This window comes from Candidatus Thiodiazotropha sp. AKAK3 (genome assembly GCF_058244645.1).
The window spans coordinates 99922-112480 of sequence record NZ_JBSYOQ010000071.1 but is presented as its reverse complement, the minus strand read 5'-3'; the positions used below and the strand labels follow the sequence as shown (position 1 = coordinate 112480).

Sequence of the window (12559 nt, the reverse complement as noted above, 5' to 3'; positions counted from 1 at the left end):
TGATCCATGGATCTGCAAACATTAACTTATATTGTGGTGGGTTTTACATTTACCCTCTACATCGGCATCGCCTTCTGGGCACGTGCCGCAACAACCGGCGAGTTCTATGCTGCCGGCCGAGGCATCCATCCCGTTGCAAACGGTATGGCCACCGCCGCAGACTGGATGTCCGCCGCGTCATTCATCTCAATGGCTGGTCTGATCGCATTCAACGGTTACGGTGCTTCCGTCTTTCTTATGGGCTGGACCGGTGGTTATGTGCTTCTGGCACTGCTGCTGGCGCCATACCTGCGTAAGTTCGGTAAGTTCACCGTGCCTGAATTCATCGGTGATCGCTACTACTCTCGTACTGCCCGAATCGTGGCGGTTATCTGTCTGATTCTGGCATCGGTAACCTACGTTATCGGTCAGATGAAAGGTATCGGTGTAGCTTTCTCCCGCTTCCTTGAGACTGATTACGACACCGGCCTCTACATGGGCATGGGTATCGTCTTCATCTATGCAGTTATGGGCGGCATGAAAGGTATCACCTATACCCAGATCGCTCAGTACTGTGTATTGATCTTCGCCTATACCGTACCTGCTGTATTCGTCTCCCTGAATATCACCGGTAACCCTATTCCTCAGTTGGGCATAGGCAGCGCTATGGCGGATGGCTCAGGTACGTTCATGCTGGACAGACTCGATCAGGTTGTAACCGAGCTGGGCTTTAAGGAGTACACGACTCAGGTCATGGGCAGCAAACTCAACATGTTTGTCTACACCCTATCCCTGATGATCGGTACTGCAGGTCTACCTCACGTTATCATCCGTTTCTTCACTGTACCTAAGGTAAAAGACGCACGTTCTTCTGCCGGTTGGGCACTAGTCTTCATTGCCATCCTCTACACCACTGCACCTGCAGTTGGTTCCATGGCTCGTCTGAACCTGATGAATACCATTCAGACTGGTGAAGTAGGATCTGTCGAAGGCAATATTGAAATCGCGAATGTCCCTCAATGGATGCTGAACTGGGAAAAAACCGGTCTGCTGCAGTGGGAAGACAAGAACGGTGACGGCCGCATCCAGTACTACAACGACAAAAACGCTGAGTTTTCTGCCAAGGCTGAAGCCTGGGGTTGGAAAGGCAACGAGATGACCAAGGTTGACCGTGACATCATGGTTCTGGCCAATCCGGAAATCGCTAAGTTACCTAACTGGGTAATCGCACTGGTAGTTGCCGGTGGACTTGCAGCGGCGCTCTCTACAGCTGCTGGCCTGTTGCTTGCTATCGCATCATCCATCTCACATGATCTCCTGAAGGGCGTATTCATGCCCGATATCTCAGAGAAGAATGAGCTGATGGCTGGACGTATAGCAATGGCAGGTGCCATCGGTATGGCGGGTTACTTCGGTCTTCATCCACCAGATTTCGCAGCGGGTACTGTGGCTATCGCCTTTGGTCTGGCCGCGAGCTCCATCTTCCCTGCGCTGATGATGGGCATCTTCTATAAGAAGATGAACCGTGCCGGTGCAATCTGGGGCATGATCTCAGGTATCGGTGTCACCATGCTGTATGTATTCCAGCACAAAGGCATCATGTTCATACCAGGCACTTCATTCCTGGGTGACATGGGTCCCAGCTGGTTCCTCGGCATTTCACCAAACGCCTTTGGTGCAGTGGGTGCGCTGGTCAACTTTGCAGTTGCCATTATCGTATCCAAGGTTACGGCTCCACCACCAGATCACATTCAGCATCTGGTAGAGGATATTCGTGTACCTAAGGGTGCAGGTACTGCTACCGATCATTAATAATAATAAAGCAAGTCTGCATTGTGGCCCCGCTTCGGCGGGGCCTTTTTGCCTTATGAAAGAATTTCAACGTATTGGCTTAAGAATAGGTTATATTATTATCCCAATACGTTGATGTTCTTTGAACCATATTCATAATCACATAGAGTCAAAGGCATGGAAATCGAACTGGTCGAGATACGTGACTTTCTGGCTGCACGCCCACCATTCGACGTACTCACTGAGGCGCAGCTCGATCTACTTCCAAAACAACTTGAAATTCGTTACCTGCGTCGAGGTAGTGCATTTCCTCCTGTGGGAGCAACCAAGAGTGAACTCTACATTGTCCGCAGTGGCGCTATTGAGTTGCGCGACGATGACGATAACCTGGTTGAAAAGCTGGCAGAGGGCGGAATCTATACCACCCAATGCCAATTACTAGATATCAGTCGGGCCAAACAAGGTATCGCCACTGAGGATACCCTGCTCTACGCAATGTCTTGCAGCAATTTATGGACACTCCGACAGTCCGAACCCTCCTTTGACCAACACTTCAGTGAATCAATGCGGGATCGTCTGAAGCAAGCTGTCAGCATGCTGAAGGATAACAGCGCCAATAACACAATGGAGGTTCTGACCGGTGAGATTGCCGATCTACTGACCAAGTCTCCTGTCACAGCAGACGTCGACAGCACCATTCGTGAGACAGCAATGGTGATGAGTGAAAAGAATATCTCTTCGATGATGCTGATGAAGGATGAGAAACTGGTTGGCATGATCACAGACCGCGATCTGCGCAAACGCTGCGTCGCGGCAGGACTTTCACCAGATGCCCCAGTCAGCAGTATCATGACCAGCGATCTGGAAACTGTCCAGGAGGAGACTCTGATCATCCAGGCGTTGATGATTATGACCAAATTGAGGGTCCACCATCTTCCTGTGATGCGGGGCGACAAGGTTGTAGGTATGGTTACTGCAACAGATCTGGCCAGACACCAATCGACCAACTCAGCCTTTTTTGCTGCCGACATTCGCAAGGCTGAAACACTGGATGACCTGGTTAACATCAGTAAGCGCTTACCTGAACTTCAGTATCAGCTTGCAATATCCAGTGCAACTGCGCTGCATATTGGCGACGCCATCTCCTCGCTGACTGACTCAATCACCATACAACTGATAGAGATGGCTGAGGCCAATCTCGGACCAGCTCCGGTGCCCTATGTATGGTTATGTGGTGGATCCCAGGCGCGTCGAGAACAGACTTCTCACTCTGACCAGGATAATGCACTGCTGATTTCTGATGAGATGAAACCTGAGCACGCCCCCTACTTCGAGTCATTGGCAAAGTGGGTATGTGATGGCTTGAATGCTTGTGGATACGTCTATTGCCCTGGAGATGCAATGGCGATGAATCCAAAATGGCGTCAAACACTACGAGGCTGGAAAAAGTACTTCAATACATGGATCAACAAACCAGATCCAATGGCCCTGATGTTATCAAGTATCTTTTTCGATCTCAGGGCGGTTCATGGTGATAAGGAGCTGTTTGAAGAGTTACAATCTGAGATTCTGGACAAAACCCGTGGCAACGGTATCTTCACAGCCTATATGGCTTCTAATGCGCTACAGCATCGCCCACCACTTGGTTTCTTCCGCACTTTTGTACTGATCCACGGTGGCGCACATGACGACACCTTTGACATTAAACACAGGGGCATAGTACCCATCACTGATATCGCCCGGGTTTTTGCCCTGTCCAAAGGACTGAAACAGGTCAACACCACAAATCGGCTGAGAGCTGCGGCTGAGACATCGATCCTCAGCGAAGATATGGGTGAAAACCTTATTGATGCTCTGGAATTTATTGCCAGTATGCGTAGCAACCACCAGGCAAGACAGATACGCCTTGGTGTTAAGATGGATAACTATGTCTCTCCAGATGACCTATCGGAATTGGAGCGGAAACACCTTAAAGATGCATTCCGTGTCATACAGGACATGCAGGAAACTTTAGATACCCGCTATCAAGGCGGTCGATTCAGATAACCATGTTTGAACGATTTCTTAGCAAAGAGTCACAACGCAAACGTGCCTTGAGAAAGGTTGAGAGCGGCATTTTGCACGACTATCTCTCAACACCCATGGTAAATAAGAATACAGTATGTGAAGAGTTGGTGATCGTTTCGCTGGATCTGGAAACCACCGGACTAAATCCTAAAAAGGATAAGATACTCAGCTATGGGTTTGTTGAAATACAACATATGACCGTGAAACTCAACAGCTCACAGCATCAACTGATCTCCATAGACGATGAGATCCCCGAAGAGTCTGCCGTCATACATCAGATAACCGATGATCAGGCGGCTACGGGAATACCACTGGAAGAGGCTATGCCAATTTTGCTGAACCAACTGGCTGGCAAGGTGATGCTGGTTCACTATGCCTCGATTGAGCAAAATTTTATCGATGCGGCCTGTCGCAATATCTACGGCGCCCCATTTGTGATCCCGATTATAGATACCCTTGTATTAGCACGGCGTCTCTTTGAACGACGAAATCACACTATCCAGCCAGGTAATCTTCGACTTTTTAATCTGAGGCCGCAATACAATCTACCTAACTACAAGGCACACAATGCATTGAGTGATGCTGTCGCTACTGCAGAACTGTTTCTTGCCATGGCAGCAGATATGTTTCCTAATCCCAGTCAATGTCAACTGGACAGTTTTATAACGCAGTGACTGAGAATAGAATAATGGGTTGATATAAAGCAATGCCTTCAATAATAAGACATGTTTTAAATAGTAAGCTTTGGCCAACCCGGCAGTTGATAACGAAAAACCACCATTGAGGAGAAATCAATGTCTGAAAACAAGGTCTACCCCGTACCGGCTGATTTTGCAGCACAGGCCAACGTCAACGAGGCCCAATATAAAGAGATGTACGAGCAGTCCATAAAAGATCCAGAAGGATTCTGGTCAGAACAAGCTGATCAATACATCAGCTGGTTCAAAAAGTGGGATAAAGCGCTGGACTGGAGCTTCGGTAAAGACGATCTGCATATTGAGTGGTTCAAGGGTGCAAAGCTGAATGTCTCTTACAACTGTCTCGATCGCCATCTGGAGAGCCGGGGAGACCAGGTTGCCATCATTTGGGAAGGAGATAATCCAGATGAATCGCGCAATATCACCTATCGCGAGCTGCATCAGGAGGTTTGTAAATTTTCAAACGTCCTGAAATCCCGTGGGGTCGAGAAAGGAGACCGGGTCTCCCTCTATCTCCCAATGATCCCTGAGGCGGCGGTAGCCATGTTGGCCTGTACCCGCATCGGTGCTGTTCACTCCATAGTTTTCGGTGGTTTCTCTCCAGATGCACTGCGTGATCGTATCCTTGACTCAAACTGTAAGGTCGTAATCACATCGGATCAATCCATGCGCGGCGGCAAGAAAGTGCCACTAAAGGCCAATGCCGACAAATCAGTGGCTCAATGCCCCAATGTTCATACCTGCATCGTGGTTCAACGTGGTGGTGACCCGGTTGAGTGGGACAACGATCGTGATGTCTGGTATCACGAGGCGATGGCCGACGCATCTGACGATTGCCCAGCCGAAGAGATGGATGCCGATGACCCATTGTTCATTCTCTATACCTCTGGCTCTACGGGAAAACCCAAAGGCGTACTCCACTCCACTGGCGGCTACCTGCTACAAGCGGCAATGACTCATAAGCTGGTATTCGACTACAAAGATGGCGAAGTCTACTGGTGTACCGCTGATGTGGGTTGGGTAACTGGCCATACCTATATCGTCTATGGCCCCCTTACCAATGGTGCGATAACACTGATGTTTGAGGGCATTCCTACCTACCCGGATATCTCTCGCTTCTGGCAGGTCTGTGACAAACATAATGTAGCCACCTTCTATACCGCGCCTACCGCAATCCGCTCTCTTATGGGCGCAGGTGAAGAACCGGTGAAGAAAACCAGCCGAAACAGCTTACGTCTGCTCGGTACTGTAGGTGAACCAATCAATCCTGAAGCCTGGGAGTGGTACTACCGAGTAGTCGGTGACGAGCGTTGCCCAATCGTGGACACATGGTGGCAGACTGAAACCGGAGCTCATATGCTGACCCCGCTGCCAGGTGCGACACCACTAAAACCGGGATCGGCAACACGCCCATTCTTCGGTGTTGACCCTGTATTGCTGGATGATCAAGGCATTGAGATTGAAGGCAACCCAGCTGAAGGCAACCTGGCTATCAAGCATCCATGGCCCTCCATGATGCGGACTGTGTATGGCGACCATAAGCGATTTTTTGAAACCTATTTCGCCATGTATCCAGGCTACTACTTCACCGGTGACGGCGCTCGCCGTGATGAGGATGGCTACTACTGGATCACCGGTCGGGTGGATGATGTTCTGAACGTCTCCGGCCATCGTCTGGGTACTGCTGAAATTGAGTCAGCCCTGGTATTACATGATTCGGTCGCTGAAGCAGCTGTGGTGGGTTATCCCCACGACCTTACCGGTCAAGGCATCTACGCCTACGTCACCCTCATGGCGGGTATAGAAGGCACTGATGAACTGAAAACCGAACTGGTTAAAACGGTACGTTCTGAAATTGGCCCCATCGCAAAGGTCAATCTGATTCAGTGGTCGCCAGGATTACCAAAAACCCGCTCTGGGAAGATCATGCGTCGTATATTGCGTAAGATTGCAGCCAATGAACTGGATACCCTTGGTGATACCTCTACCCTGGCTGATCCATCTGTAGTCGACAACCTGATAGATAACAGAGAAAACAAGTAAGCAGGTAGACTAAATGGAGGGCAGCAGTTAAACGCTGCCCTCTTTTCCCACCCCACTGTCAAGATTTCCTTGACTGAGCAAAAAACCTCATGAATTTAAAACTGCCACCGTTATATAAGCGCTTACTGGCATTTGTTGCTGTTATTGGGCCTATTTTTTGGTTGGTATTCACCGAAGATGGTCAACGCCGTACGGATACAGTAGTTCTCTCACTATGGGGCGAAGATGAAATCAAGTTAAATCTGCAAGCCCTTGACAATCAGGTGACAGAAAGCGAATTCATGCAAGTCTTTCCAGATATAACATGGCAATGTCAGGATGAAGTCGGCCCATTTGGCAACAGACTTTGCGCCTCACGCATCGGGATATTCAATGGAATTCCAGCCCAGTTCATTACGGTCTTCTTCCATGACAAGTGGGTCAATGGCGTAAAAATCGGCTATAGAAGAGAGTACCACGAACATCTGAAGCAGCAGCTTTGGCAACAAATGGGTAATCCTGTACCCAATAGCGTCACCCCTCAAACTACTGAGAACCGACCCTCTGTCCTGCACTGGACAACTGATAATGGACATGTGATTTTGAAGGACAGCCTGGAAACGAATGAGGAGGCCTCTTTGATGTGGCTCCCCTTCTCGATGCTACCCAGCAACCCTTAAGACAACCGACTCAGTGACTTAAGAAGCCTCTGATAACCGGCTGAGTGTTACCGAATTCAGCCAACGGTCTACTAGGGTTAACTCTAATAGGGAAATTCCCAGCTTGTTGGTATGAGTTAGAAATGTTCAATTAGGCGCATATTTTTTATGTTTCCTAACCAACAAGGAGTGTGGATATGACCTCATTACCCTCGATGAATGGAATCGTGAGCGCGGCTCTCAACCCCCTGTCGACAAAGAGTGGATCCGCCAAATGTTCCCTGCCATCTCTATTCAAAATACGCTGTAGCCAGCTTCCAATGCCAAGGCCACATATGCCTCAACTACCTGGTGGAAGGCCTGGAGGTCACTTTCTGCCACATCCACACATGCCTCAATTACCATTACCATTTCCATGCCCTCCTGGGCCTACCCCGCCATGTCCTCATGAGCCAGGGCCAGCGCCCTGTCCTCAAGAGCCAGCACCTCCAGAGCCTTGTCCGCCTGAACCAGCACCAGAGCCTTGTCCGCCTGAACCAGCACCAGAGCCTTGTCCTCCTGAGCCAGCACCGGAGCCTTGTCCTCCTGAACCAGCGCCAGAGCCATGCCCTCCTGAACCAGCGCCAGAGCCTTGTCCTCCCGAGCCATGTCCTGTAGACCAGGAGTGGACTGTGACGCAGCAATGCGATGGTAAAGCCACCATTGACCTTGGCGATAAGTATGAACTGGTGTTAAACGAGAATAAATCTCAGATCATCATCAAAAACAAGGAGACAGGAGAAGAGACAAACATTTGGGGTGACCCTCATGTTGACTGGAATGGTGATGGAAAAACAGACGTTAACTTCTGGGAGAAATCAACATTTCAACTGGAAGACGGCACTAAAATCACCATTGATACTGAAAAGTTCAAAAACAATGAGATGTATGTTGCCAATGACATAACCATTACTAAAGGCGACAAAGTGATCCAGGTAACTGGACTGAGCCAGAATGAAAAGGGTGACATGGAGATCAACCAGAGCAACCGTGGTGGATACCTGATGGATATGTTGGTCACCGATGGCTTCGTGGTTCAAGAAAATGGTGATGGAGAGGGTTGGATTAATCCTGAAACAGGTGAACAGGTAACTCAAGAGGAGTTTGATGTTACCAAGCCTGGCGCTGAGAAACCCTATGAGTTCTGCCAGGATTTTGGCCGCGCACTCGGTCTGTTTCTGACATCTGGTTTCATGAACTGGAATTGGGATCGTTAAAATTCAATGCCTCCTGTGACTTGAACAACCAGTTCAAGTCATCCTTTGATCTACTTAGGATACGTCAATGTTTTCGACGTATCCTAAGCCCCCTTCTATTTTCCACATCCGATGAATTTGTTGATCATTGGATATCACCTGACCTAAATTGCTAACCACTTTCCAGATACCAATCGACGGCATGTGGATATCAGATTCATGACTATGGGAATCTGTGGCAGAAACTTGGAAAATTATTAGTAATTAACCAATTTTCCTGGCCACTATCGCTAAGCATTCTACTAGGGCCTGTTTGCACTAATGATTACGATCCCTTTAAATTAAGGAAACAAATCTTTATTAAACAATGCTATTATCGGAGAGCATCCCAATATCGCTTAGTCTTTCTGAATAAGTTGAACAATTAAGCTGAACACTATGACCGACATAAAAGATACCAAGCCCACAACTCCTGCAATAACACTTGAAGAAATTAACTTTCAAACACTTGCTGAAGATGCCCCCGTCTCTCTCTGGCTTACTGATACCAGTGGCAATGTCATTTTCACAAGTAACCAATACAAGAACTTCATTGGCCGTGACAAAGTTGAAAAGTTAGGTGGCGATGCTTGGTTTAATGCGCTTCACCCTGATGACAGAGATTACTGTCTGACTGTATTTGAAGATGCGTTTATTGCTTATAAGCCCTTTAGCATGGAGTATCGACTCAGAAGGCGCGATGGCAAATATCGATATTTCATTGACCGCGGCATTCCTTATATCAACGATCAAGGTAAGTTTTCAGGTTTTGTAGGCTCATCAACCGACATCTCTGAGCAAAAATCATCAGAAGACCAGCTGATTAAATCTCATAAAGAGTTAACTCAATACAATTATGAGATGCATCTCATAAACCAACTGAACTCATATTTACAAGTATGTCGCACAACTGAAGAGACCTACCCTATTGTTTCCTACTATTCAGAACAAATATTCCCTGATTGCGCTGGTGCCCTCTACCTTTTTAACGATAAAAAGTCACTCGTCGAATCCAAAGCAACCTGGGGAAATATTGAACTAATGAGTTCACCCATTATTGTGCCTGATGACTGCTGGTCACTGCGACAGGGTAAAGAGCATGTTATTTTGCACAACGATGAGCGCCTGCGTTGCAAACACGTTGGTGAAGGTGTAAATAATTACATTTGTGAACCCATTATTGCCCAAGGTGATATGTTGGGTATGCTTCATATTGAATTCAAATCCTCTGACGAATCCACTGATGAGGAAAAAGAGCACTACATAAATTCCAGAAAACGGCTTATAAAAATCACAGCGGATAATTTGGCCCTCTCCCTGGTGAGCTTAAAATTACGTGAAGCCCTGCAATCACAATCGGTCCGGGATCCTTTAACACATCTATTCAACCGCCGACACATGGAAGAGAGTCTTGAGCGGGAGATACATCGTTGCGCAAGAGCAAAAAGTGGTCTTGGCATCATTATGTGTGATGCGGATCATTTTAAATCGATTAATGACAATTTTGGTCATGATGTCGGAGATGTTGTACTCCTAGAGTTTGCAAAATTATTCAAAAATAGTGTACGAACAAGCGACATTGTCTGTCGCTATGGCGGCGAAGAGTTCATCATCATCATGCCCGACACCACTAAGGAAGCCGTTATTTCACGGGCAGATAAAATATGCCGACAGATAGGGGAGTTAAAACTCATCCATGATGGCAAACCCTTACCACAAATCACTGCCTCATTCGGCGTTTCCTTTATGGATGGCGTATTAGTAGATAAATCCGCACTGATAAGAGCTGCAGATCTCGCACTCTATAAGGCTAAGGAAAGTGGGCGTAATCAGGTTGTATTGTCGGAAACCGAGTTCAAAAAGTAGTATCTCTTCCCACTGCTGCCCCATTAACTTTCAATCTTCTCAGAACAACTCTGAAAGCCCCTCTCCCTTTACGGGAGAGGGGTTGGGGAGAGGGTGTACGCGAAGCGTTTCATATCGTTGAAAGAGAAAAACTGCATTGATCGTTCATATTTATCTTGCTGATTGTTTGGAAAAAATAGGGCGTTCATTCTCCCCCCTCTCCCGCGAGGGGAGAGGGGAGTTTCTCTCCACACCTATTTAAGATACTGATGACTTGTAAGTTTTTTCTAGCCGTGACCCTCTTGCTTTACGATGCTTTTTCATGTCTCAAACAGTGATCTCTTCCATATAACCATCAAATAAGTGTTGGCCATCTAGATTAACCTCAAGGTATTTGTACCCAAGTATGGGCAAACATTTTGGCTGCTACTGTTGATCACCATTTTTTGGGAGAACAGTAGAGTTTAGCGAATAATATCGGCCCATAAACCATTCAATCCAGGAACAGTTTGGAAGCTCTCACATATCAGGCATTCATAGAGCCGGAAAAATCGCTGAACCCACTCAGCGATTCTGCGAGAAAACGTTGGAAGTGGCTCATAACCTGTTTTGGAACACGTCGTTCAGCATTCAATCGAAGATCACGTACTTTTTGAACCATTTGATTATCTCGTTGTAACCTGGCCTTTTCAATCGTCTGATGGACATCCCCACCAAAAATCAATCCAGGGCGATCTTTTACAACAGAGTAGATAGCCATCACAGCCAACTGATCTTCCAGACCCAGCTTGCAATGATTATCGAGGATGGCCAACATTTGTGCGGTTATACAATCAACCTGGAGTGGATCCAACGAGACACGCTCAACCCATAATGCGGCTGGGTGAGGGGCATTCAAGTCCACATGAGCATTTTTTAATAACATACCACTACCTTTAGAGTCCCTAGTAGTCTGGATTGAAATATTCCTGGCCAATTCTTAAGGGCACCTCTATTAACTGCTTGTGCTCTTAAGATCAGAATTGGGTCGAAATCCGTAAATCAAAACAGAGTGCATCCCTGCAAAAAAACAATTATCAACAACTATTGACAGTTGTGCAATAGATAACGTTTTTTTACTTTTGTCTAAATACCACTAATTTTGTTTTTAGCCAATTCTGCTGAGAGTAGAAATTCAGGGCAGGTTGATTACCCCTATCGGCCACCAATTGCAGCCTTTTAATCTCTCTAGCCTCAGCCCACTCCCTAATATGCTTTAGTAGAGAATGTCCTATCCCCTGCCCACGATGAGACTCATCAACAACAACATCCTCAAGCCACGCCACTAGTCCACCTTCGGCAGTGGAAACGACCATCTGCAGGCTTGCCATAGCAACGACTACTTTTTTGACATCTTCAACAACAAACAGCTGAGCATTCTCTGATTCCATAAGCAGTTCCAGGCCAGCTATCTGCTTGGCAGAATCAACTTCAAAATCCTCCTCAATTGAGAAAAGTTGTTCAAGAAGTTTCGCCATTTTCGCAAGATCTGAGATCATAGCGTAACGAATTGAATAGCACTTTGAATTGGTCATCTGCTAACCGCTGAGTTAAGGAGATTTAAATTGATAGCACAATGAATGGGGACGCAGAGTAGTTGGTGAGTAGTTTATCTCTGTTCTAAAAAACATCTAAAACAGGTTTAATGCGGTTCAATGGTGTAAATCTAAATTGTACTGACGGCACATCCAATGTGCCGTCAGTATCTACGCGCTGGTTAAGGAAGATCCAGGCCGAGTTTTACTGTCCCCTCTTCGTCTACGACTTCCAAACGAGCGTAGTCTCCCTTAGCAACCTTTAGATAGAGACAAGGGTATGTCAGCATCTGCATTTGAACCGAACCGGCTTCAGGTTTGGCCCATTGCAGTGCAAAACTAGCTGTCTGATCCTTGATTGCCAATTTGTCAGACATCAACTTTAAACCATATCCGCCACTGGGTTGTTGCCCCATATCCACTCTCACTAACCAGAATGAATCATCGTCACTCTTCTCATCATCCTTTGGGTCAAGGGACTTGCTACTCAAAATAACGCCCCCACCAGTGTTTTTGATCGAAGGACCTTTGACCAGGTGCATACCAGCCGCCTGATTCTGACTGCAAGCACCATCTTCAACAACTGAAACAGAATTTGAAACAGTATTACATGCACTCATAACAATACACAGTGAACATAGGCCAAGCCA

11 protein-coding genes are annotated in these 12559 nt (G+C 47.1%); 7 read left to right on the top strand and 4 right to left on the bottom strand.

Features of this window, described 5'->3' with window-relative positions; translation table 11 throughout:
* Positions 1 to 6: 6 nt before the first annotated feature.
* From AC4IE7_RS19110 to AC4IE7_RS19090, 5 genes are all read left to right on the top strand, one after another.
* Entirely contained in the window at positions 7 to 1791 is a 1785-nt protein-coding gene (locus AC4IE7_RS19110; RefSeq protein WP_490778468.1) for a sodium:solute symporter family protein, read from the top strand.
* 156 nt (positions 1792 to 1947) lie between these two features.
* A complete protein-coding gene (locus tag AC4IE7_RS19105; protein WP_490778467.1) occupies positions 1948 to 3816 on the top strand; it encodes a putative nucleotidyltransferase substrate binding domain-containing protein in 1869 nt (622 codons plus the stop codon).
* 2 nt (positions 3817 to 3818) lie between these two features.
* Entirely contained in the window at positions 3819 to 4511 is a 693-nt protein-coding gene (locus AC4IE7_RS19100; protein ID WP_490778466.1) for an exonuclease domain-containing protein, read from the top strand.
* Between the two features lie 120 nt (positions 4512 to 4631).
* Positions 4632 to 6578, top strand: coding sequence for an acetate--CoA ligase (acs, locus tag AC4IE7_RS19095; RefSeq protein WP_490778465.1), 1947 nt, complete (start codon positions 4632 to 4634; stop codon positions 6576 to 6578).
* An 89-nt stretch (positions 6579 to 6667) separates the two neighbouring features.
* On the top strand, positions 6668 to 7237 hold the full coding sequence (locus tag AC4IE7_RS19090) for a hypothetical protein (protein ID WP_490778464.1): 570 nt from the start codon (positions 6668 to 6670) through the stop codon (positions 7235 to 7237).
* A gap of 408 nt (positions 7238 to 7645) precedes the next feature.
* Here AC4IE7_RS19090 and AC4IE7_RS19085 read toward each other — a convergent pair whose 3' ends face one another.
* Positions 7646 to 7864, bottom strand: a complete 219-nt coding sequence (locus AC4IE7_RS19085; RefSeq protein WP_490778463.1) for a hypothetical protein — start codon at positions 7862 to 7864, stop codon at positions 7646 to 7648.
* Between the two features lie 23 nt (positions 7865 to 7887).
* Between AC4IE7_RS19085 and AC4IE7_RS19080 the strand changes: the two genes are divergently transcribed.
* Both AC4IE7_RS19080 and AC4IE7_RS19075 read left to right on the top strand, forming a co-directional pair.
* On the top strand, positions 7888 to 8472 hold the full coding sequence (locus AC4IE7_RS19080) for a DUF1521 domain-containing protein (RefSeq protein WP_490778462.1): 585 nt from the start codon (positions 7888 to 7890) through the stop codon (positions 8470 to 8472).
* 417 nt (positions 8473 to 8889) lie between these two features.
* Positions 8890 to 10356, top strand: coding sequence for a GGDEF domain-containing protein (locus AC4IE7_RS19075; protein WP_490778461.1), 1467 nt, complete (start codon positions 8890 to 8892; stop codon positions 10354 to 10356).
* A gap of 505 nt (positions 10357 to 10861) precedes the next feature.
* On the opposite strand, the gene AC4IE7_RS19070 is transcribed toward AC4IE7_RS19075, so the two are convergent.
* From AC4IE7_RS19070 to AC4IE7_RS19060, 3 genes are all read right to left on the bottom strand, one after another.
* The gene (locus tag AC4IE7_RS19070; protein ID WP_490778460.1) at positions 10862 to 11260 is read right to left on the bottom strand and encodes a hypothetical protein; all 399 of its coding nucleotides are present in this window, start codon (positions 11258 to 11260) and stop codon (positions 10862 to 10864) included.
* Positions 11261 to 11450: 190 nt separating this feature from the next.
* Positions 11451 to 11909, bottom strand: a complete 459-nt coding sequence (locus AC4IE7_RS19065) for a GNAT family N-acetyltransferase (protein ID WP_490778459.1) — start codon at positions 11907 to 11909, stop codon at positions 11451 to 11453.
* Positions 11910 to 12091: 182 nt separating this feature from the next.
* A complete protein-coding gene (locus tag AC4IE7_RS19060; RefSeq protein WP_490778458.1) occupies positions 12092 to 12529 on the bottom strand; it encodes a protease complex subunit PrcB family protein in 438 nt (145 codons plus the stop codon).
* Positions 12530 to 12559 lie beyond the last annotated feature (30 nt).